The sequence below is a fragment of the Sulfurimonas sp. genome, assembly GCF_050296975.1.
GTDB lineage: Bacteria > Campylobacterota > Campylobacteria > Campylobacterales > Sulfurimonadaceae > Sulfurimonas.
This window is the reverse complement of record NZ_JBNKRX010000023.1, coordinates 231,519-255,127: the sequence shown is the minus strand read 5'-3', so window position 1 is coordinate 255,127 and position 23,609 is coordinate 231,519. Positions and strand designations below refer to the sequence as shown.

The following is a 23,609-nucleotide window of genomic DNA, read 5'->3' as shown; positions in this document are numbered from 1 at the left end:
AAATAATCTCTTAAGATTATACCTCAAAATTGTAAAGCACCGTGGAAAGAATATAATTTATCTTTAATTTTAGTTAGTGTACTATTAGAGAAATCAACATAAAGAGACAAGAATGGTAGAAGAGTTGTTAAATAATTTAGATCTTATTGGTATTGCTGTTGCAGTGATACTTTTAATAGGGTTGGTAGTATACAAAATAAGTCGAAAAAAATCCCCAGAATCTCTTATAGACGATGAACTAGATAAGGAACTTCAATCTATAAAACTTGATGCAAATCTTTTACCAGATGAATATGATGAAACTCAAGATGAAATAACTCAGGAAGAAACTACTCAAAAAAATGTTGAAGAGATGGATATAGAATCTCCAGAAATGGGCTCTGAAGAGGGAGATTTTGGAGTTGATGAAGAGCAAGGGAAACAAGAACCTCAAGACGATATAGAATCAACAACTATTCATAAACGTGATGTTCCTCCACATGCAAAAATCACAAAAGAGAATTTTCAAGAGTTTGCAGGACAAAGAATACTTCTTGCAGAAGACAACTTAATTAACCAAAAGGTTATTATGGGGTTATTGGCAGATAGTGGTATTGAAATTATTATTGCAAATGACGGACAAGAAGCATTAAATATTTTAGAAAATGATACTAATTTTATGCTTATCTTAATGGATGCTCATATGCCTATTATGGATGGTTTTGAAGCAACGCGTCAAATTCGTGCAAATAATACATATAATCATATTGTAGTTGTAGCACTCAGTGGAGATACTGCTGCAGATGATATCAGAAAAATGAACGAAGCTGGTATGGCTGAGCACTTGGAAAAACCTTTAAAAATGGATGCTCTTTATGATATTTTTTATGCTTACAGCAGTGAAAATGATAAACGTGATGAAAATGAACCAGATACAATCATCGTTGTCTCTACCAAAGAACTTGATGGAGAAAAAGGTTTAGATATTTGTGGTGGTGATGAAGTATTTTATCATGAAATATTGAGCGAATTTTTACAAACATATAGTGATTCAGATGAAACACTTATTTCGATGTTAGAAGCTGGACAATTACAAGAAGCAGATAGACTACTTCTTGATATTGTTGGTGTATCAGCTAACATTGGAGCTATAAGACTCAATGAAACAGCTACAACTATAAAAGATTCTCTTTCAGATAGTGAAGAAAAAAGCTACTTAACACTTATGCAGCAATACCAACACCATCTAAAAAGACTTCTTCAAGATATAAAAGAGTATCTTAGATAGATACCTCTTTTTATCTTCCTTGCCCTTTTCCATAGATTTTATACTTATACGTTGTTAAACCTTCTATTCCCATAGGTCCACGAGCGTGGAGTTTATTTGTTGAAATTCCAACTTCTGCACCAAAACCAAACTCTCCACCATCAGTAAACTGCGTTGAAGCATTTAAGTATACACACGCAGAATCTACACTATTTAAAAATATCTCTGCACTTGTATAGTTTTCTGTAATGATTGCATCAGAGTGAGCTGAACCATATTTCTCAATATGTGCAACCGCTTCATCAACATCTGCCACGATTTTGATTGAGAGAATATTATCTAAATATTCAGTCTCAAAATCCTCTTCAGTTGCTTCTTCAACATTTATAATCTGTTGTGTTTTTTCACACCCTTTTAGTAGAGTTCCAAATTGTATATATTGTTCTTGAAGTTTTGGTAATATTTCTGGTGCTACTGTTTCATTTACAAGTAATGTTTCCATTGCTCCACAGATACCTACACGTCTACATTTTGCATTGACACATACTCTAAGTGCTTTATCAATATCTGCGTCACTATCTATATAAGTATGACATAAACCTTTATCGTGTTTTACAACACTTACAGTTGCATTTTCACTTACATAACGGATCAGTGCTTCGCCACCACGAGGGATGATAAGATCAACATATTTATCCATTTTTATAAGCTTTGCAACACCCTCACGAGAGCTATCTGGTAATAGGGAAATTAGCTCCTTTGGCAAGTTATTTTTCTCTAGTACTGCTTGAAGAATTTTTGCAATTGCTTGGTTTGAGTTCTCTGCCTCTTTTCCACCTTTGAGTACACATACATTTGAGCTTTTAAAACAAAGTGCAGCTGTATCGCTCGTTACATTTGGACGAGATTCATAAATGATTCCGATTACACCTATAGGGATAGAAACTTTTTCAATTTTTAACTCTGTTTCTGTGATCCAACCATCAAGTACTCTTCCTGTTGGTTCTTTAAGTGCTGCTATCTCTTCAATAGCTACTGCCATCCCTTCAATTCTACCCTCGTCTAAAAACAGTCTATCCATAAGTGCTGATGAGAGTTGATTTACTTTTCCATTTGCCATATCTTTTGCATTTGCTTCAATCAAATCCATCACATTTGCTCGTAATGCACCTGCCATCTCTTTTAAAATTTTATTTTTTTCTTTTCCACTTAATTTGTTTAAAACTCTACTTCCATTTTTCGCATTTTGTAAAAATTGTTCCATCAAAAATTCCTTTGAAATATTAATGCTATAATAACATAAAAAATTTTGAGGATGAAATTATGAAAACAATAACTTTTATTGGTAATGGCAATATGGCGTTAAGTATTGCTAAAGGTCTCAAAGAACGCTATAAAATAGAAGTTGTTGGTCGCAATATCTCTAAACTTGAAAAATTTGAGCAAGAGCTAGGGGTATCAGTTGAAAAATCACTAATAGATGGTTTTAATATCCAAGACAAAACTATCATATTATGTGTAAAACCTTATAATATTGAAGAAGTATCCAAACAATTAAGTGGAAAATCTAAAGTGATTTACTCTGTTCTTGCTGGAAGTACAATTGAAAAAATTAAAAACAATTTTAATACTAATACAGTTGTTCGAACTATGCCAAACTTAGCAGCTTCAGTACACCATTCTATGACTACATTAACAGGTGATGAAGATTTCAAAGAGAGTGCTTTAGAGATATTTAACTGTATTGGTCCAACTGTATGGTTGGGAAGTGAAAAAGAGCTTGATATTGCTACTGGACTTGCTGGAAGTGGACCTGCATACTTAGCACTTATAGCTGAAGCTTTAGCTGATGGAGCTGTAAAACAAGGTTTAAAACGCGATGATGCTATGGCAATCATGCGTGGACTTTTTGGCGGATTTGGAAAACTAATTAATGAAGTACATCCAGCACTTTTAAAAGATGGTGTTATGAGTCCAGGTGGTACGACTGCCGCTGGATATGCAGCTCTTGAAAAAGGTAATGTTAGAAATGCTTGTATCGATGCGATAGAAGCTGCATATAAAAGAGCTACTGAATTATCGTGATAAAAATATAACAATAATTTGCTATCATAATAAAACTTTATTTTATAAGGAATTATTATGTTAAAGCATCTCTCTTTAGCATTAATTGCTACAACTATCTTTGCTAATGATACACAATTTTACTGTTCTAATCCAGATGAGTACATAGTTAAGGATCATACTCAAAAATCTACTTATAAAAACTGTAAGAGAAATGGTATGACGTACTGGTATACAGATGCAGGTAAGATAAAATCTCAAGTAAATTTTACAAATGGGAAAGAGCAAGGTTTATACACATCGTTTTATGATAATGGTGCAAAAAAACTTGTTGTTCAATATGTTGATGGACAAAAAGATGGTATACAAAAAATCTTTTTTGACAATGGTGTTTTAGGCTCTACAGTAGATTATAATATGGGGCGACGTGAAGGTGTTATGAAAGAGTGGGACGAAGAAGGTTTTCTTTACTCAGAGGTGTATTATAAAAACAATTATAAAGTTGGATTAAAAAAGTACTACGACCATAAGGGCGGTATTGTCAAAACCGAAACGTATAAAATGGATAGAAATCCTGTAATACAAAAACTTCTTAAAGATAAAAGAGAAGATATTTATATCGATCTTTCAAAATATGGGCTTGTTCCAAAAGATGCAGCAAAAGAACAGAGGTTGAGATAATTTTCTCATCCAAACCCAATATCTTCGTCATCATCCTTTTCATATTGTAAAAACATAATAAATATCCAAAAGAGTAAGAACGCTGCAACTATCTCATACCCTATTAACCAGACTATAATAAACGAGTTTAGATCAAGCAACATAAAGTTATGAAAATCACCACCAGCAATAAACAAAAATAAAAAAATCGCACCAGCAATATAAGGGATCAAAGTAAAATAAATGATATATGCTATCCCTTCATAGTTATCAGGTACAAATATATAATCTTTAAAGTCAACTTTTTGTGCCCCAAAGCTTACCTTTTTTTTTCTACGCTTTTTCTCACCCTTTAATTTTGTTCGACGATCACTCTGTAATACTTGATTGTAGTACATCATATGACGTTTTTGTTCTAATTCTTCATCAATACTCATCACTAATCCTGTTAGTATATGCCACTATTTTATGACATTAATCATTAAACAAGTCTAAAAGTTATAAGAAAAATTAATTTTTACAGATTTTAGGTTAAATAAAATCTAAAATCTCTTCTTCAATATTCTCTTTATTTATTACAGTTTTTTGCACTATCTCTTTTGAAAAAAGTTCTTTTACCATTGTAGGAATATTTAAATCAGCAGTTTTTGAGATAGACTCTAACGCTATAATATCCTCAGCATCAACTTCACCAGTTAAAGCATTTGCAATTACAGGAGAAAATTTTGTCCACTCCGCAGTTGAATAGATAATTGACTTTATTTTTGGATCACAACAAGTTTCATAAGCTTTAAAACAAGTAGCAGTATGTGGATCCATTAAATAACCATCTTTTTCAAAAGTAGCTTTTATATAAGCTTTACCTTCATCTCCATTACAAAAATCTGCATCGAAAGATTCACGAAGTGTAGCAAGTTCATCTGTGCTCAACTCATATACATTTTTCTCTTCTAAGTCTTGCATCAATTCTTTTGTTCTAGCTTCTCCAAACATATCAAATAAAATTCTCTCAACATTTGAAGATTTTAAGATATCCATTGCAGGTGATGTTGTATTTACAACATCAAAACCGTTAAGATCGTATTTTCCTGTTTTAATGAGACGTGTTAAAACATTATTTTCATTTGAAGAGATGATGATTTTTTCAACTGGCAGTCCCATTTTCCAAGCATAGTATCCACCAAGAGCGTTTCCAAAGTTTCCACTTGGTACATTTAGGTAAACTTTCTCACCCATTGTAACTACATTTTTACGTACAAGTTCTAAGTAACTATGGATATGGTAAATAATTTGGAAAATAATACGTCCAAAATTTACTGAGTTTGCAGCTGAAAGTTTTGTATTTTTCACTGAAAGTGCAGACTTAAATTCACTTGAAGCAAGTAATCTTTTAAGTGCAGATTGAGCATCATCAAACACACCATGAATCCCGATCACTTTTAAGTTTTGTGCATCCTCTGTTACCATTTGAAGACGTTGCACATCACTTGTTCCACCATCAGGATACAAACAAGCTACTTTAACATTTGCACGATTTTTAAAAGTCTCTAATGCTGCTGGACCTGTATCACCACTTGTAGCAGCTAGGATCAGATAGTTTTCATTCTTTTTTTGCGCAATTGATGAGAGGACTATCCCAAAAGGTTGTAAAGCCATATCTTTAAACGCACGTGTAGGACCATGATAAAGTTCACTTACATAAAGATTTTCTTTTACTTTTACAACAGGAACAGGATTGTTTTTATCATCAAATTTATCATAAAGATTGAGAGCTTCTTCTATCACTGAAGAATCAATATCAATATTAAAAGCATCTAACATATCTTTTGCTAAAACTTTATAAGACGAATTAAGGTGTTTATCTAAAAATGCTGCACCTAGTTCAGGAAGTTTTTGTGGAACATACAATCCACCATAAGAAGCAATCGGGTCTAAAATCGCTTGTGAAAAAGTCACAGTTGCAGGTTTTGTAGGATCAATTCCACGTGTTTGTATAAAGTTCATATCATTTCCAGTCTAAAATTTTTTCGCAATTATAGCGAAATCTATCTAAATAATCTTATAGGATTTATATGATATGTCTTTTTAGTAACTTCAAAAATAAGTTCATCTTTAACACGCCCTATTGTATACCCTTTTTTGATTTTTTTCCCTGTTTGAATATTTGGAGCGATTTGCGATAAATTTGCATAAATAGTATGTAAACCACCATCATGTTCAACAATAACTATATTATCTAATACCGCTGTTTTATCTGCGTATATAACTTTTCCATTAAATACAGTTCTTACTTTTGCATTTGGTGTATTTGGTTTTAAAGAGATAGATTCATTAAATATTTTGATTCCATAAATAGGATCAGTATATGTTCCATAGTTTTTTGTAATTTTGTATCCATTAATTGGTGCTATCGTTTTTGGACCTGTATATTTTATAGTTTTCATAGCCTGATAGGAGCTACCATGTTTTTTTACTGTAGGTAAGTTTGTGTTATCAACATAAATATCTTTTTTAGATAATGCCTCTTTGCGCTCTTTTTCCTCTTGTGCCTTTTTTTGTTGATCAACTTTTATAATATTTAATTGCGATAGTGTCTCTTTAAGTGTATTTTGTCTTTTTAAAAGAGCTTCTAACTCTTTTTTATATGAAGCTTTTGCAGTTTCTAATTTTTGTAAAGCTTTTTTATTCTCTTTTTGAGTAACTAAAAGTTTTTTCCGTTTACCATCTATCTCTTTAATTGAGCCTTCTAATACTGAAGCATTTTGTCGTAGAGAGTCTACATCATTGGAAGTTTGTAAAAATTTATTGCTTAACTCTTGTGCTTTTCTTTTAGAATCCTCTAACATAGATTTTAAAACTTCTAACTCAATAAGTGAATCTGCATCACTTTTAAAACTCTCTTGTAAAATGATTGAAAGAGATACACTTTTTGCGATAACAAAAACAAGCTCTTCTTCTATCTTTTGCTGTTTTTGTTTTAAAAGCTCTTGTTTTTTTTTCAACTCTCCAAGTTGAATAGTACTGTCTTTATAACTTGTAGATTTTGAATCAAGTTCAGCTTTTAGTTCTTGAAGATATCGCTCTTGTTTAGAAAGCTCTTTTTTTTGCTCAATTATAGCTTTGGCTGTTTGTGCCATTTTTTTATTGATTTTAGAATAGTTTTTATTGTAGCTACTTAACTGCTGATTGGTATTTTTTATTTTTTTATCAATATCGTTTGCACCAAGAAGTACTAAAGTAGAGAAAAAAACAAGAAAAAATATTCGAATCATTAGACCTCTTCTTTATGACCTAAAACGACGAAAGTTGCTAACATAATTGATACAAATATCGATACTCCAAGCATTAATACAAAGTCATAAACATAGTCAAAAAAGACTACTTTTATCCCTATATGATTAAACTCCTCCGTGATAATTGGAAGTGATTGAACATATGCAAAAAGGATAAATGCTAAAAAAGATGCAAGTAAAGCATCTACAATAGCCAAACGAAAAAGTACAGCCGAACGAAGCCAAGTTGCTGCACCAAAAAGCCCCATGATACTCATACGTTCATGATGTTTAAATTGCCAAATTCGTAGCTCTTTTGATATAAGCAAGATGGTAACAAGTACAACAGTTAAAGCAAAAACACCTATGACACTTTTGAACAGGAGTAATAATCTATAAGTTGTATCGTGTGTCTTTTCAAAAGTTTCAACTTTTGTGATGTATTTATTATTTAAAAACTGTTTAGTTAATTTTTTTAATTCGCTTGGTGATGGATAATGATTTAAACTAATTTTATAAAATTTTGGGAGAGTAATTTTTAGTAAATCCATATTGGTTTTTGTAATACTCTGGTCAAGCTTTTTTATAATATTGTCTGGTGAAAGAACTTCTACATTTGCAACTAAGTCACTTATATCTTTAAGCTCTTTTTCTTGAAGATTTTTCTCGCTTACAACCACCATTGAGTAACTATTTGTCAAGTTTTCTTTATAACTATCGATAGAGCGTTCAACTACCAAAAATACTTGTAAGGAAAACAAGATTCCAAGTAAAGCTAACACTAATGATACATGGTTTTTAAAGGACTTCACGAATATCTCCAAACTCTATATGATAATGTTTGTAACTTACTTTCATATTTTCTGGAATATGGTGCGTTACAACAATCACTGTAGTTTTTAGCTGCTCATTTGCACCCTCTAAAAGGTTCCAAATCAGTTGTGATGAATAATCATCAAGATTCCCTGTTGGTTCATCTGCTAAAATTAAAATCGGATTATGTGCTAAAGCTCTCGCCATTGCCACACGCTGTTGTTCACCCCCACTTAACTCCATCGGATATTTACCAGCTTGGTGTTTTAGTCTTACATGTTTAAGGAGTGAATCTACTTGATTTTGTGTTACCGTTTTATCATATCCATTGATGATAAGTGGCAGCATGATATTTTTTTCAATACTCCACTCTTTTACAAGTTTATAATCTTGAAAAACTATCCCTAAATGTTTTCGTAAAAAGTTAAGTTTTGAAGTTGAAACATTTTTAAGTTCAACTCCACCAACTACAAGTGAGCCCTCTTTAGGTTTCAATGCACCATAAAGAGACTTTAGCAGTGTAGATTTTCCACTTCCACTTGCCCCTGTAATAAAAACAAAACTACTCGAATCAATAGAGAAGTTTGCTTTGTTTATGATAGTTTCTTCACTTGAATACGATAAGGATAGATCTTCAGCAATTATAACTTTATCCATGTAGAACCTCATTTAAATATTGGTGCGCTTTTAAATTACTTCGTGATTTCAATGGAAACTCTGGATAATACTTTGCCTCAGAGTCCTGAACTATAACATAAAGATGTTCTGGTCTGTCAAAACTTCCCATAGATATACGCAACATGACACCATTTTCAAGTTTATAAACCCGCTCAAAATGGATAAAACCACCATCAAATCTGTGCGTCTTTGTATGTAATTGTACCATTTCGCCATCAGATAGTTGTACTTTATCAAAACTAAAGTCACCATCGATTGAAAGTTCTTCAGAAATTTCATCATTTATCATGATTACATCATAGATGTTTTTTTCCATCTTTTTCCATCTATCTTCATACTTAGAACTTATAGCAATATCTTTATTTTTGTTGATATGCAAAATTGTTTTATTAAACGCTATAAATGTTTCATACGAATACGCATAGTAGTTTTCACTATCTGTTCGAAGCTCCAACGTTCCACCAACTTTCAATGCACGTCTACACTCCTGTATAAATGCAGTTGACATCACACGACGATGTGGCTTTTTATCCCAAGGAACTGGGAAATGAACATACACAGCTCCAACTAAATTGGAAGGTACTAACTCCATAAAAAGACGTGCATCATAATCAAGTACCATTAAATTATTAAGCTTTTGAATAACTACTTGTTTCAGTACTTGTTCTATGGATGGTCGATGAATTTCAATCCCTATAAAAAGTACATCTGGATTGTTTGTTGCTTGATGTAATAGATGGCGTCCAGAACCAAATCCGACCTCTATACGCACCTCTTTTTCTTGAGGAAACTCTTTTGCAAAATACTCTATCTTTTTTAAAGCTGTTGACTCATCTAAATGTACATTTTTTCGATCAATAACATTAGAAGCTAACACTTCTAAAGAAGCAGCTTTTGAATAAGCAAGAAGTGCTCGATGCACAAGTGTAATAGAAGCTGGACGAGTGAGTTTATCTGTTTTTAACAATACTCTATTTTCATCCACTTTAACTAATAAAAAGAATGTTTCTCCATCAAGCGTTGTAGAGATAAGCTGTTCATCATCACGAGTTATATTATCTGCTAAGAAATTAAACTCTACCTCATCAACAGTGCAAGGAAACGCTATTTTTTTAAACTCTTTAATATGTAAATGCGGCATTATAACTCGTTCATATTCAAGTCTTCTGTTGGTACTATCACTTTATCATTACTTTTTACTTCTACTGGTTTGTTTACAACCTCTTCTTTAACCTCTTTTGCTTTTGGTGCTTCAACTCTTTGAGTAGATTCAGGTGTCACAATAACTACAGGTTCACTTGCTTTTGAAAGTATCTTATTTTCATCTAAACTGTAGACACTATATGTGTATGTTGTATCTGCTGTAATTGCAGTATCTTGAAAGTTTGTTGTGCTTATATCTCTAAACTCATCCCTTTTTGTATCCAGCCAACCTGTTTTTGTCTCTTTTACAACTATATAACTTTTTACACGAGGATCATTATTTGACCAATTTAAAACAATAGAAGAACCAGAAAGTTCTGCTTTTAAAACCGATGGTGCCGTAGGTTTTGGAAGAGTCATCCCCATTACACTATGTTTTTCATTTTCACTCTCTAACCCATCTTTATCCACAACACTCACACGATAAAAGTAACGTACTCCATCTGCATCAATTTTATCTGAAAATGTATTGTTATGTAATTTTGCGATCAATTCATAATTTCCATTTATATTTTCTGATCTATAAACATAATATCTATCAAAATCTTCTTGTGTTGTAGCTTCCCAATCAATTTGAATCGCTTTAGGAAGGTTTTGTGTTACTTTTATATCTGTTACACTTTTTGGAAGTGGTTTTGTCACAACTTTAACTAACTGAGAAGGTGTTGAGACTATTCCATCATAAGTTTTTACTCTAATTCTATACATATACACATAATTATCTTTTAGACCACCATCAAGATATTCTGCATTCAATCTATCATTAATGGTATCTAACTCTTTCCACTCTGTCTCTTCAAGCGTTTTTCTCTCAATGATATATTTTTGTACTCTTTGGTTTGAATGTGGACGCCAAATAATTTTTGCACTTCTAGGGAGTCCAGTAATACTATGTATCCATGAAACAGATTGCAAGACAGGTTTTGTATTTACCTTATATACTTTACTCAATCTTCCTTGTGAGTCATCTGTTGCAACTCTAAAGCTATATGAATAAATAGTATTTGGTTTTACGCTATCATCTACATAGTGTGTTTTAAATCTACCTTTAATCGTATCATAATACTGCATCTCTTTTTTATTTTCAGCTTCTGGAGATGTTCTATATATATAAATTTTCTCTACTCTAGGGTCTACAATTGCATTCCACTCAAATGCGATACTTGTCATATCACTAATAATTCCATTATTTGTAAGTGTAATTATTGGAAGTGTATTGTCTATAGCTGTTTTTTCATCTACTTGAGGTTTAACACCACTACAAGCACTAAATGTTAGCAGTGAAACTGTTAGTAATATACTGAGTTTGAATAACTTCATTTATCTTCTCCATATCAAATTTTTTTTCTATAAATTTTTTCATTTTTTCATCATACTCTGCCCTAAAAGAGAGCAACTCTTTTGTTCTTGGATGTATAAAATATATTAGGTATGCATGGAGCAAAATTCGTTCCGATTTCTCCATTTTTGGGCTTTGTGCATAGAGATGCTCACCTATTATATGTCTGTGTAAACTTTCTAAATGAACTCTAATTTGATGAGTTCTTCCAGTAAAAAGTTTACAAGCAATTAACTGCATTTTTTCATCGTTACTTAAAAGCAATTGTTTAAAAACCGTTTTAGCAGCTTTACCATGTTCTAATCCACTTGCCATTTTCAAACGATTTGCACTACTTCGTCCAATATTTGACTCAATAGTAGTGATATCATCTTTTAATGGAGGTGCTATTATAGCAAGATAATATCTACCCATACTCTTATCTTGTAATTGTTCGCTTAAAAATTGGTGCGATTCATTATTTTTTGCAATCACCATAGCACCAGAAGTTCCTTTATCAAGGCGATGTACAATCCCATGACGCTCTTCTCCACTAATAGTAGAAAGTCGTATCCCTTTAAACTTCAACCAATCAACTAAAGTAGGTTCGTTTACACTTGGAGCAGGATGAACTGTAACCCCACTAGGTTTATTGATAACTAACACATCTTCATCTTCAAAAAGTATTTCAACATCTTTTGCCCAGCTGACTTCATCTAGTAAATTGTGATTGACCTCATCTATCTGTGGTTTAGGAAAAATTACCTTCACTTTTTGCCCAAGCTTAAGTTTTACTCCTGGACGTGCTACTAACTTACCATCTACACTAACAGCTTCTTGTTTAATGAGTTGTGCTATTTGTGAACGTGTTTGAGTTATTTGTAAAGCTAAAAATGTATCTAATCTCTGCGCTTTTTCACAAATATACTCTTTTACATCACTCATTTCTTACCTTTATGTTACAATCACGTTATAAATTTTTAGCATAATTATGGAAAATTCTTTGAATAACTATGCTAAAAACTTAATTTCTTTTGGAGTTACAAACTTGTGGAGATTTGATAAGAGTATTTTATCACAATTTGACTTTTTTTCTATGATACTCATTATTCCACTTATTATCATATCAAATTGGCTCATTGGAGAAGCTGTTCCTGCACTTGCTGAAAAACAACTTGCCTATGTAGGTGTTGCTATCATAGCTTTTTTGGGAGTTTTTATTCTTCCCATCCGAAAAATGAAATGGGTTATCCCTTTTATCTATTGGCTCAACATACTTTTACTTTTAGGTGTAGAGTTTTTTGGTCATGCACGTCTAGGGGCACAGCGTTGGATCGATATCCCTTTTATCAATGCGACTATCCAACCCTCAGAGTTTGTAAAACCAGCACTCATTTTAATGCTAGCTTACCTTATAGACAAAACACCTCCACCTATAGGTGGTTACAAACTAAAAGATTTTGCACGTTTAAGTATCTATATCCTCATCCCTTTTATTTTAATAGCTAAAGAACCTGATCTTGGAACTGCGCTTGTGCTTTTACTTATCGGTTTTGGGATTTTATTTTTTGTTGGCATCTATTGGAAAATTTTAGCTGTGATTGCTGCTTCTATACTTATCCTCTCCCCACTTGCATACAAGTATGTTTTACATGACTATCAAAAGGTGCGTATTCAAGACTTTCTAAGTGAAAAACCATCCTACCATGTGCAACAATCGATTATTGCCATAGGTTCAGGAGGTTGGACTGGGAAAGACAAAGAAGATGCTACACAGACACAAATGAAATTTCTCCCTATTGCTACGAGTGATTTTATTTTTGCATTTGTGGTTGAGAGAACTGGCTTTTTAGGAGCGTTTGCACTTATTTTGAACTATATTATTTTAATTTTGCATCTTTTGAGTTTAAGTATCTTTAACAAAGACTACTACATAAAAGTTGTCACTGTGGCAACCTCTTTTATGATTTTTATCTATATGGGGGTCAATATTGCTATGACTATTGGATTTGCACCAGTTGTTGGAGTACCTCTGCCTATGTTTAGTTATGGTGGCAGTAGTTTTTTAAACTTTATGATCCTTTTTGCTATTATGCAAAATCTTATCACTTTTCGTTATAAAGATATGTACGATAAACGTGGAACGAAAAGTTTTCTCTAAAATCTATCTCAAATAAAGACACTTACAAAAAAATAAAGGTACAATAACCTTATGAAGCAACTTGGTAAAATACTTTTTTTTAACTTTACAGAGGGTCATGGAATCATTATAACTTCTACAAAAGAGAAACTTTTATTTACTATAGAAGAGTGGAATGATTTTGAAGTTATGCCTGAACTTGGCTTAAAGGTTTACTTTGAAAATATAGATGGTAAAATAAAAAATATCTCTTTAAACGAAGCAGATATACCTACACAGGCTCACGAAACTGTAACAAAAGCTGAAGATGTTCTCGAACAAGAAGATCAAGAAATTGAACAAGAGATAGAAGGGAGTATTCAAGAACAAGCTAAGTCAGAAGATTTAGAAGAAGAGGAGTATGAATTTCCCGACCAAGTAGTAGCTAATCAAGAGGTCTTTGATCTCTCTCATGAAAAAGAGGAACATCTGTATGGCATAGATCAAGAGTATGGTGAACGTGAAGAGAGTGTTACGCTAACTCTTAATATCAAACTAGCAGTGAATAATTATTTTAACATTATCAATGAACACATTACTCATAGAGAGGGTTATAAAAAACTCAAAGGTAGATTAAACTATCTTTTAATTAGACGCTTTTTATGGACAATGTTCAACAATTTACGTGAGATAGATGGCAATATTATAACTCCACAAATCAAAACTTTGAGTGACGACTTAAAACTTATGGGGAATCTCTACTATGATTTACTTCGAAAGACAAAATATCCCTCTTTAGCTTACCAAGAAGTTTTTTTAGCCTGTCAAGATGAGTATACAAAAATTAGTAAAGGTGCTCAAGATATGATGGACAAACTTTCTCGCTTAAGAACAAGTGAGGAACAAATAGGGAGTACTTTAAAAGTAAGAAAAGAGGAGCTTTCCAAAAATATCGATACAGCTGAGTTTGGTCTTCTTCAAGATGAACTTAGATCTTTAAATGGTACATATGTAGATATCGTTCATATGATGGGTGAATTGGATGAGCGTTATAAACATGATATGGAGCTTTTAAATACTTTTGAAAAAGAGTATAAGCAGGAGTTTAATGCACTATTTGATTCTGCTACTAAAGCACACAAATTAAATCTGCTAGATATCTTAAATGCTCAGGCATATTTACTCGACTCTAAACTTTGGGAAGTTGCAAAACATTCAAAAGCGATAAAAGCATATTTTCAAAATTCCTCTATTGAAGGGGAATTAAATACAAAAACTTATTTGAAGTATTATCTTGATTCATTAGATGGCAATAAAATGAATGAAGAGACGAAAAAGCTTTATGAAGTTTATGATTATTTAGTCACCCTACATAAAGATTGTATTTTACTTGTTTCAAGCTCTGCCCAAGATGCAATGGATTATGAAGTTGAGATGAAAAAATTAGGTAGCAATTATGAGATCAAAGCCTTTATAGATGAGAAAAAAGCTTTAAAATGGGCTATTAGAAATAGTATAAAAGTTCTTATTATCGAAGATCAACTTGCACAAATGGATGCAGATACTTTTCTCAAATATTATAAAAGATATGTCCTTATAATTCCAAAGATTATTATTTTAGGTAAAAAACCAGCATCTAATTTATATCAAATCTCTAAACTCTTACCAAACAACGTCTCTTCAAAAGCTCTTTTTGAAAATACAAAAGAGTTACTCAAAGCAAAAAAATAGACCTAACAAATAGTTTAGAATTGATGTATAATCATTCAAAGAAACTATATTCTACATAAAGGATTAAGTATGCAAACAAATAGTGTTGATTTTTCAAAAGTAAGTGCATCACTTGATCCTTTACATATTCAAGATATTAACAACCGTGAACACCCCTCTTATTATTTTGCAACACAAGAGTATTCTTTGTTAATCATCCGATTTTTTGAAATTGAAAATGATGAACTTCATGGTGTTTCTATCCCTTATCTTATTCAAGGCGATAAATTTTTTAGATACGATAGAATCCAAAACTATTTTGTTCAATATAATTCTTTCAAAGATATGCTGTACTCTATTGAACTTTATTCTAAAAAAGCAGAAAGACTTGTGAAACGCTATATTGACGAGATAGATACTTTAGAAGATGCTCTTTATTCACGTAAAATACCCGCTATTTTTTTAGACCTTTGGTTTGATCTTAAAAAAGACCTCACAAGAATAGATAGGATGCTTGATCGTATAGATATCGTTCTCAAAGAATATATAGAGGTAAACGAAAAAAATAGTAATTTTCCAAGTGATGTCATGACCAATATTATTGAACATACACAAAGATTTCAAAGATTGGCAAACCTTCATACACATAAACTAGATACACTTTATAATTATTATAACTCTTTGAAAAATGACAAAATCAACAATAATATCTATATATTGACTCTCTTGTCAGGTATATTTTTACCACTCAATTTAGTTGTTGGTTTTTTTGGGATGAATACGCAAAACCTCTTTTTTACAAACAATCCTGATGGGACATATGATGTGTTGTTTATTTTAATATTTTTATTTATAGTATTACTAATAATATTTCCACTCACACGTCTAATTCATGGATATTTTTTACAAAAAATTCTTAGTAAATTTCATATCTATAATAAAATTGTTTCAAAGATAAAAAAACTCACAACACACGATAACCAGTCTAAATAGTTTTCAGTTCTTTAGATGGTTTTCCTATATGATATCCTTGAACATAATCAATATCAATCGCTTTTAAGAAAGTTAATATCTCTTCATTTTCAACAAATTCTGCTACTGTTTTTATATCTAACTCTTTTGCTAAAGAGATAATAGATTTCACAAATGCTAAATCTTTTTTATCTTGGTGAATATTGATTATAAAGTCACCATCTATTTTGATATAGTCTATAGGAAAACGTTTAATATAATGGAATGTTGAAAATCCAGAACCAAAGTCATCTATGGCAAAACTAAACCCTTCAAGTTTGAGGTTTTGCACAAATTTTTCTAGTAAAGAGAAACTTTTTACAGTTTCTCTCTCTGTAATTTCAAATACTATTTGACTTCTTTGTACATCATACTGAGTACTTAGTGCAACTATTTTATTGATAAACTCACCAATCATTAGTGCTTTTGGAGAGAGATTTATAAATAAAATTCCAGTATATCCAATAGCTTTTATTTTTTCAAAAGCAGCTTCAATTACCATATAATCCATTTGATGAACTACACCTAATGCCTCGGCTGTTTCTATAAAATCTGCTGCTGATATAATCTCTTTATCAACCTCTATTCGCATCAAGAGTTCATTGATCTCTACTTGATTTGTTTCAATATCCATAATAGGTTGGAAATGCGGTACTATTCTTTTTTGTTTAATGGCATCTAACACTGCAATAGATTGGTCATGTGCTTTTTGGTGCACCTCTTCAATATCTATATCTGTAGGATATTTTATAAGGTTTTTCCCCTCATATTTTGCTTTATACATCATAGAATCAGCTATATCAAAAAGCTCTTTAGGTTGCATAGAGTGTTCTGGAAAACTTGCAATTCCAATAGAAACTGTCATGCTTACCATTTTTCCATCTGGAGCTTTAAGCTCAAAACTATGCACATTATCTAAAATTCTACTTGCTACTGAATAAGTCTCTTGTGCGGAAGACTCTGGTAAGATTAATGTAAATTCATCTCCACCATAGCGTGATAAGATATCTTCATCTCGTTTTGATGCTTCGAGTAAATCTGCAAATGCTTTTAAGAAATCATCTCCAAAAGTATGTCCATATGTATCATTAATTGGTTTAAAGTTATCACAATCGATTACTAGTACCCCAAAAGAGTACTTATGTCTTGCTGCCCTTTTTACTTCATACTCTAAAAGGTCTCTAAACATCCTTTGACTAAATAACCCTGTTAAAGGGTCTCTTGTAGCATAAAACTCTAAATGTTCAGTATATTTATTGATCGCTTTAATTGAACCAACTAAATTTAAAAGCGTAGTTAAAATAGAATCAATTACAATTAAATGGATAGAATCTTTTTCTAACCTTGCTTGTACACCAAGCCCAACAATACCACCAATTTTTGGAGTTTCTAAAAGTAAAGATTTTGCTTCATGCTCTATATCGTTAATGGCTAATTCGGTTAAACAAACATTCTCATCACTAAAATTATGATTGATATTTGTATCATTTGTTTCTAAATGGTGAAACTGTTTTATCATATCCGTTGCAACACCATTAAAGTGTTCCATCAATTTTACATTTGGTTTCCCATACCAAAATACCTCTACTTCATACTGTTCATCTTCTGTCTTAAAAATTGTAATCAAACAATATACAGGAAGAACAAAGTGTATCTCATGCAATAAATCTTTAATATAATCTTTCCAGTCTTTAATCACATCTGAAGTGATAACCATTTTATCAAGGAGTTTGACTTCAAACTCAAGGATATCTTTATCTACAGCTATGTCTTTGAGCTTTTTACTTAATGTATCTAAATCATCAAAAATCTGATCAAACTCTTTAAATGAGTTTTTGTCCTTTACAATGGTAAGATTTTTAAAATCTTTAACACTATTTACATCATTGATTTTCTTTTGAAATGCATTGAGAGAAAGATTGATTTTATTTAAAAAGAGAATAGAGATTATATACACTACAACAAACATGATAGGTAATATAAAAATAAAAAACAGTAAATGCTTCTTTTTAGAGCTTTCAATGATGTCTGAGAAATCATACTCAACAGAAACCACCCCAAGCACATCCCCTGTTTGAGCATTTATATGACATTGCATACACTCTTGTTTTGCTATAATTGGTGTATAAATTTCTGTTTTATTATTTTGAGTTTTTGAAAGTTTTGTTTTTGTATCAAAAACTTTTTGTATATCATCATTAATTTTTCCCTGTTCGATACTTCCAAAAAGTTTTTCAACTTTTTCTCCTCTATATACCCCAACAGCGTAATTACTATTTTCAAAAGAGTTCTTTGTTTCAGTAAGGAATACTTTTAAGTCTTCTCTACTCCAACCTTTTCTCATAACTTGATACATTGAGTTAAAAACTTGTTTTGATAAAGATTCTGATATTTTTTGATTTTCATGAATAGTTATGTTTGTATATATATATGAAGAGAAAAAATAAAATAGTACAAATAAACTGATTGTAATAGTTAAAATAGATATTCTAAAGGAATTTTTTAAGGTTTTTATTTTCATGGTTATCACTCATTAATATATAATCTTTTTTGATAATACCTACAATAGAATTAAGATTTTATGAAATTGACGAAAAAAAGAGGTTTTATTAACATTCTAATTTTTGGATTAGTTGTGCCTAAGGTTTTAGCGAAGCGTACAAACAGTACGTGAGCTGAAAGCTTCGGTACAAATAATCAAAAAGTGGCGCGGTGGACGAGACTCGAACTCGCGACCCCCTGCGTGACAGGCAGGTATTCTAACCAACTGAACTACCACCGCGCATGTAAAAAGAAATGGTGGGCACTACTGGACTCGAACCAGTGACATCTACCTTGTAAGGGTAGCGCTCTACCAACTGAGCTAAGCGCCCATAAAATGGGAAATTTAAACACCAATATTTGGCGACCCCTAAAGGATTTGAACCTCTGTTACTACCATGAAGTGATAGTGTCCTTGGCCACTAGACGAAAGGGTCACTCTCATTAACAAAGGGTTAATAGTTGTTATTTTGTTTTAGTTGTGCTAAAGGTTTTGGCGAAGCATAGTAAACTATGTGAGCTAAAATCTTAAGTGCAAATAATCAAAATATGGTGGGCACTACTGGACTCGAACCAGTGACATCTACCTTGTAAGGGTAGCGCTCTACCAACTGAGCTAAGCGCCCTTAAATGGCGCGGTGGACGAGACTCGAACTCGCGACCCCCTGCGTGACAGGCAGGTATTCTAACCAACTGAACTACCACCGCATTTCATTTAAAAATGGTGTCCTGTGAAGGATTCGAACCTTCGGCCACATCATTAAAAGTGACGTGCTCTACCAGCTGAGCTAACAAGACATCTATTTCTCTTTCATTTAAGAGGCTGGAATTATAGACAAATTACAACTCTATGTCAAGAGTTTTGGCGAAATTTTTAAAAAAATGTATCTTGGTCTAAAAGCAAGAGCATTTTGATAGCATATAGAGCACTTTGATGTTGTACAAAATTTCTATCACCACTAAAAAGAAGGTGTTTTTCATGGTGCTTTTGTTGACTTCTGACACCTATATAAACAGTACCAACTGGCTTTAACTCTGTCCCTCCTGCATCTCCTGCTATACCACTAACAGCTATAGAATAATCTGCATGACTTACATGCAGTGCACCATCACTCATCTCCCTTACAACTTCCGCACTTACAGCTCCATATGCTTCTAACGTCTCTTCGCTAACAGCTAACCAGTTATCTTTTAAATCATTAGAATATGTCACAAGTGCTCCATCGAGAATCTTAGATGCTCCATTATTTTTCGTAAGATAATAACTCAACAATCCTCCTGTACAGCTCTCTGCAAATGTAATCTTTTTATGTTGAGATGCAAGTGTTTCAATGATATACTCGAAAATGTTCTCAAAAGGGATCAATTTATTTGAGAGAAGTTTCTTGGATGCACTTATAAAGTTTGAGATATCCCCATACATTTTTGAAGATATATCGATTTGCTGCCAACCATCTATGATGGTTGTAACATCAAAAGTAACTTCATATGTTTGTGCTATTGGAGTCAATATACTGACTAATGTTTCTTTCTCTTCATCAAATATATGGACAGTTGCATTTGTAGCATCATTTTTTAAAAGAATTTGAGGCATTTTGATCGATTCATCCATCTGAATAACATTTACAAGTGTTTGTCTATGTTCTAGAAGATAGCTCCCCTCTTCAAAAATCAGTGCTTTTTGGGGCATCAAACTCCCCTCTTTTAACACTTGAACATCATTTGTAGCAGTTGATATCAGTTTTCCTATTGTTGAAAAGTTTTGTTTAGTTGTGATAATAATAATTTGTTGATGAGAACTTAACTCTTTTTCAATTTCTAAAAATAAAGAGTTATCACCATCTCGGTAAAAGTTTATAGACTCTGGTCGATCACACATTTTTGTTATTTGTCTTAAAACGTATTCTTGCAAAGGTTCATTATAGATAAATTTATTTCCTATAAACATTACGTGCAGTTTCATTCTTTTTTTATCCTCAATTACAACTAAAATCTTTTATATGAAGTCTATTATATCATTTTATCCACTTTTAAACGCAAAAAAGATATAATCCGCGAACTTTTATTAAAACATTTGAGGCAAATATGGACTATAAAGACACATTACTTTTACCAAATACTTCGTTTGCAATGCGTGGTAATTTAACAAATAATGAACCTATCAGATATAAAAATTGGGAAGAGAAAAAAGTTTATCAAAAAATGAAAAACAACCGCAGAGATGCGCAAAGCTTTACATTTCATGATGGACCTCCCTATGCAAACGGAAATATCCATATTGGTCATGCACTCAATAAAATTCTTAAAGATATAGCTGTTAAATACAACTACTTCAATGGTAAATCTGTCCGTTTTACTCCAGGATGGGATTGTCATGGTCTACCAATTGAGCAACAAGTTGAGAAAAAACTTGGTGGAAAACAAAAAAAAGAGCAATTAGAAACGGCTCAAATTCGTAAACTTTGCCGCGAACATGCTGCAAAATTTGTTGATATTCAAAGAGATGAATTTAAAATGCTTGGTGTTGTTGCTGATTGGGACAAGCCTTATGTAACAATGGATTTTAAATTTGAAGCAAATATCTATAGAACACTTTGTGAAGTTGCAAAAAAAGGTCTTTTAGTTGAGCGTAGCAAACCAGTTTATTGGTCATGGGCTGAGAGAACTGCCTTAGCTGAAGCAGAAGTTGAGTATGAAGATAAAGAATCTCATTCTATTTTTATTGCCTTTGAACTCAATGATGATGCAAAAGCAAAACTTGCTATCACTGGTAAAGCAGCTCCTGTTATCTGGACTACAACACCTTGGACAATCCCAGCAAATACTGGTATCTCTTTAAATCCGAATGAAAAGTATGTTTTAACAACTGATGGGCATATCGTTGCTAAAGAACTTTATAATGCAAATATCGAAAATGGTGTAATTAGTGGAGCAGTTGCTAAAGAGTTGGATGCCACTGTATTTGAAAACTTGATTGCGATCAACCCTCTTAATGGTAGAGAATCTCGCATAGTTTTAGGTGAGCATGTATTGGTCGATAATGGTACTGGATGTGTTCACACAGCGCCTGGGCATGGTGAGGATGACTACCGTGTTGGGCTTGTATACGATCTTGATGTAATCATGCCTGTTGATGAAACTGGATGTTACGATCAAACAATTGTACGTGAAAAGCTGATTCCAAATGCTGAGGATTTCTTAGGGCGTCATATTTTCAAGTCTAATGATGATATTATTGAGCTTATGGGTGATGCAGTGCTTAAAGTGACAAAATTCACGCACTCATATCCACACTGTTGGAGAAGTCATACACCACTCATTTTTCGTGCAACGAAACAATGGTTTATCTCGGTAGATGGTACTCCAGAAGGTGAAAACAGAACACTGAGAGAGATTGCATTAGCAGAAGTTGAAAAAACTAAGTTTGTACCAGAGACTGGAAGAAAACGTCTAAACTCTATGGTTGAAAACCGCCCTGACTGGTGTATATCTCGTCAGCGTGACTGGGGTGTGCCAATTGCATTTTTTAGAGTAAAAGCTACAGGTGAAGTACTATTTGATGAGAAAGTGATGAACTTTGTAGCTATGATTTTTGAGATGCAAGGAAGTGATGCTTGGTACTCAATGTCTATTGAAGAGTTACTCTACCCTGGAAGTGGTTATAAAGCTGAAGAGTTAGAGAAAGTAAATGACATTTTAGATGTATGGTTTGACTCTGGTTCAACTTGGAATTCTGTTTTGAAATCTCGTAACTACGATGCAGGTACCTACCCTGCTGATCTTTATTTAGAGGGAAGTGATCAACATCGTGGATGGTTCCAATCTTCACTCTTTTTATCAACTGCTGTTGAGCATCAAGCACCTTATAAAACAATCCTAACACACGGTTTTACAATGGATGGTAAGGGTGAAAAGATGTCTAAATCTAAAGGCAATGTTATCGCACCAGATAAAATCATTAAAGAGTTTGGAAGTGAAATTCTTCGTTTATGGGTTGCTATGAGTGACTTTCAAAACGATCAAAAAATCTCAAATGACATCTTAAAACAAGTTGCAGAGAACTATAGAAAATTAAGAAATACATTTAGAATCATGCTTGCAAATATCAATGACTTAGAAGAGCTAGTTAGTATTGATGAGATGGGTGATCTTGATAAATGGATTCTAAGTGTTGCAAAAGAGAAGTTTGATGAGATACATAAACTCTTTGGTGAATACAACTTTGTTAATGGGATGAATACACTCAATAACTTCATCGTAAATGAGTTAAGTGGTATGTATATCGATATGACAAAAGACAATCTTTATTGTAACGATAAAAATGATATTCGTCGTCGTGCAAGTCAAAGTGCTATGGCAATGATCACAAAATCAATGTTACTTCTTATAGCTCCTATTTTGACTTATACAGCAGATGAGATCATTGAAAATGCACCTGAGCTTCTCAAAGGTAATGCAGAAGATATCTTTGATCTAGCATACGAAGCACTTCCAGAAGTGAGTGCACCATTTGATGCTGCATATATGGAAAAAGCACGTGAAGGTTTTGGTTCAGTAGTTGATGCACTTAAAAAAGAGAAAACCATTAAGGCAACTCTTGAGTTAATCCTCTATACAGAATCTAAAACTGTTTTAGATATGAAAAGTATTGATGCTGAAGATTGGTTTGTTGTAAGTGGAATTTACGAAGATAAACCTGAAGAGGAAGCTCTTGGAAGCTTTAAAGTTGGTGATGATACATTTACGATTGCTAAAGCAACTGCTCACAAATGTCCAAGATGTTGGAAATTTCAAGCTTCACAAGAGGATTGTACTTGTGCTAGATGTTCTGAGGTAGTAGCATAATGCCTGATTTTACTCAACCTGTAGAGATGAGTTTTATCCTAGAAAGCATAGGTGCAATCTTTGCACTTATCGCTATAGGGATACTTTTTGTTAAACTTGGGAAAAACTCTAAACATTGAAAAAAAATAA

General features: G+C 32.5%; 18 protein-coding genes and 6 tRNA genes. 7 read left to right on the top strand and 17 right to left on the bottom strand.

Features of this window, described 5'->3' with window-relative positions; all coding sequences use genetic code 11:
- Positions 1-112 precede the first annotated feature (112 nt).
- Positions 113-1,267 (top strand): response regulator, encoded by a 1,155-nt coding sequence (locus tag ACQY56_RS07505; RefSeq protein WP_428737301.1) that lies wholly within the window; start codon positions 113-115, stop codon positions 1,265-1,267.
- Between the two features lie 10 nt (positions 1,268-1,277).
- On the opposite strand, the gene ACQY56_RS07500 is transcribed toward ACQY56_RS07505, so the two are convergent.
- Positions 1,278-2,510, bottom strand: a complete 1,233-nt coding sequence (locus ACQY56_RS07500; protein ID WP_428737300.1) for a glutamate-5-semialdehyde dehydrogenase — start codon at positions 2,508-2,510, stop codon at positions 1,278-1,280.
- Between the two features lie 59 nt (positions 2,511-2,569).
- Here ACQY56_RS07500 and ACQY56_RS07495 point away from each other — a divergent pair, with 59 nt between their 5' ends.
- Both ACQY56_RS07495 and ACQY56_RS07490 read left to right on the top strand, forming a co-directional pair.
- Positions 2,570-3,331: a pyrroline-5-carboxylate reductase gene (locus ACQY56_RS07495; protein WP_428737299.1), complete on the top strand. Its 762-nt coding sequence runs from the start codon at positions 2,570-2,572 to the stop codon at positions 3,329-3,331.
- Positions 3,332-3,388: 57 nt separating this feature from the next.
- The gene (locus tag ACQY56_RS07490) at positions 3,389-3,991 is read left to right on the top strand and encodes a toxin-antitoxin system YwqK family antitoxin (RefSeq protein ID WP_428737298.1); all 603 of its coding nucleotides are present in this window, start codon (positions 3,389-3,391) and stop codon (positions 3,989-3,991) included.
- Between the two features lie 5 nt (positions 3,992-3,996).
- On the opposite strand, the gene ACQY56_RS07485 is transcribed toward ACQY56_RS07490, so the two are convergent.
- The 8 genes from ACQY56_RS07485 to ACQY56_RS07450 form a co-directional block, all read right to left on the bottom strand.
- Entirely contained in the window at positions 3,997-4,407 is a 411-nt protein-coding gene (locus tag ACQY56_RS07485) for a hypothetical protein (protein WP_428737297.1), read from the bottom strand.
- 94 nt (positions 4,408-4,501) lie between these two features.
- Complete coding sequence (gene thrC, locus ACQY56_RS07480) at positions 4,502-5,974, bottom strand: threonine synthase (RefSeq protein ID WP_428737296.1); 1,473 nt, start codon at positions 5,972-5,974, stop codon at positions 4,502-4,504.
- 41 nt (positions 5,975-6,015) lie between these two features.
- Positions 6,016-7,242 (bottom strand): murein hydrolase activator EnvC family protein, encoded by a 1,227-nt coding sequence (locus ACQY56_RS07475; protein ID WP_428737295.1) that lies wholly within the window; start codon positions 7,240-7,242, stop codon positions 6,016-6,018.
- Positions 7,242-8,054: an ABC transporter permease gene (locus ACQY56_RS07470; RefSeq protein WP_428737294.1), complete on the bottom strand. Its 813-nt coding sequence runs from the start codon at positions 8,052-8,054 to the stop codon at positions 7,242-7,244. The genes ACQY56_RS07475 and ACQY56_RS07470 overlap by 1 nt, the downstream gene beginning before the upstream one ends.
- On the bottom strand, positions 8,041-8,712 hold the full coding sequence (locus tag ACQY56_RS07465; RefSeq protein WP_428737293.1) for a cell division ATP-binding protein FtsE: 672 nt from the start codon (positions 8,710-8,712) through the stop codon (positions 8,041-8,043). Before ACQY56_RS07465 ends, ACQY56_RS07470 begins: the two co-directional genes overlap by 14 nt.
- Positions 8,705-9,874, bottom strand: a complete 1,170-nt coding sequence (gene trmB, locus ACQY56_RS07460) for a tRNA (guanosine(46)-N7)-methyltransferase TrmB (protein WP_428737292.1) — start codon at positions 9,872-9,874, stop codon at positions 8,705-8,707. Before trmB ends, ACQY56_RS07465 begins: the two co-directional genes overlap by 8 nt.
- On the bottom strand, positions 9,874-11,256 hold the full coding sequence (locus ACQY56_RS07455) for a fibronectin type III domain-containing protein (protein ID WP_428737291.1): 1,383 nt from the start codon (positions 11,254-11,256) through the stop codon (positions 9,874-9,876). Before ACQY56_RS07455 ends, trmB begins: the two co-directional genes overlap by 1 nt.
- Positions 11,204-12,199 carry an RluA family pseudouridine synthase gene (locus ACQY56_RS07450; RefSeq protein WP_428737290.1) on the bottom strand — a complete coding sequence of 332 codons (996 nt, stop codon included), beginning with the start codon at positions 12,197-12,199 and terminating at the stop codon, positions 11,204-11,206. Before ACQY56_RS07450 ends, ACQY56_RS07455 begins: the two co-directional genes overlap by 53 nt.
- A gap of 103 nt (positions 12,200-12,302) precedes the next feature.
- On the opposite strand from ACQY56_RS07450, the gene ACQY56_RS07445 reads away from it, so the two are divergent.
- From ACQY56_RS07445 to ACQY56_RS07435, 3 genes are all read left to right on the top strand, one after another.
- The gene (locus tag ACQY56_RS07445; protein WP_428737324.1) at positions 12,303-13,415 is read left to right on the top strand and encodes an FtsW/RodA/SpoVE family cell cycle protein; all 1,113 of its coding nucleotides are present in this window, start codon (positions 12,303-12,305) and stop codon (positions 13,413-13,415) included.
- Positions 13,416-13,466: 51 nt separating this feature from the next.
- Positions 13,467-15,104, top strand: a complete 1,638-nt coding sequence (locus tag ACQY56_RS07440) for a hypothetical protein (protein WP_428737289.1) — start codon at positions 13,467-13,469, stop codon at positions 15,102-15,104.
- Between the two features lie 69 nt (positions 15,105-15,173).
- Positions 15,174-16,076 carry a CorA family divalent cation transporter gene (locus ACQY56_RS07435; RefSeq protein ID WP_428737288.1) on the top strand — a complete coding sequence of 301 codons (903 nt, stop codon included), beginning with the start codon at positions 15,174-15,176 and terminating at the stop codon, positions 16,074-16,076.
- On the opposite strand, the gene ACQY56_RS07430 is transcribed toward ACQY56_RS07435, so the two are convergent.
- The 8 genes from ACQY56_RS07430 to ACQY56_RS07395 form a co-directional block, all read right to left on the bottom strand.
- Positions 16,069-18,438: a putative bifunctional diguanylate cyclase/phosphodiesterase gene (locus ACQY56_RS07430; protein ID WP_428743743.1), complete on the bottom strand. Its 2,370-nt coding sequence runs from the start codon at positions 18,436-18,438 to the stop codon at positions 16,069-16,071. The genes ACQY56_RS07435 and ACQY56_RS07430 overlap by 8 nt on opposite strands.
- A 361-nt stretch (positions 18,439-18,799) precedes the next feature.
- Positions 18,800-18,876: transfer RNA gene (locus tag ACQY56_RS07425), tRNA-Asp, on the bottom strand.
- A gap of 15 nt (positions 18,877-18,891) precedes the next feature.
- Positions 18,892-18,967: transfer RNA gene (locus ACQY56_RS07420), tRNA-Val, on the bottom strand.
- Between the two features lie 29 nt (positions 18,968-18,996).
- Positions 18,997-19,072: transfer RNA gene (locus ACQY56_RS07415), tRNA-Glu, on the bottom strand.
- Between the two features lie 113 nt (positions 19,073-19,185).
- Positions 19,186-19,261 (bottom strand) — tRNA-Val (locus ACQY56_RS07410).
- 5 nt (positions 19,262-19,266) lie between these two features.
- A tRNA-Asp gene (locus tag ACQY56_RS07405) sits at positions 19,267-19,343 on the bottom strand.
- A 14-nt stretch (positions 19,344-19,357) separates the two neighbouring features.
- Positions 19,358-19,433, bottom strand: a tRNA-Lys gene (locus ACQY56_RS07400).
- A 76-nt stretch (positions 19,434-19,509) separates the two neighbouring features.
- The gene (locus ACQY56_RS07395) at positions 19,510-20,598 is read right to left on the bottom strand and encodes a CinA family protein (RefSeq protein ID WP_428737286.1); all 1,089 of its coding nucleotides are present in this window, start codon (positions 20,596-20,598) and stop codon (positions 19,510-19,512) included.
- A gap of 122 nt (positions 20,599-20,720) precedes the next feature.
- Between ACQY56_RS07395 and ileS the strand changes: the two genes are divergently transcribed.
- Positions 20,721-23,480 carry an isoleucine--tRNA ligase gene (gene ileS, locus ACQY56_RS07390; protein WP_428737285.1) on the top strand — a complete coding sequence of 920 codons (2,760 nt, stop codon included), beginning with the start codon at positions 20,721-20,723 and terminating at the stop codon, positions 23,478-23,480.
- The last annotated feature ends 129 nt before the right edge of the window (positions 23,481-23,609 follow it).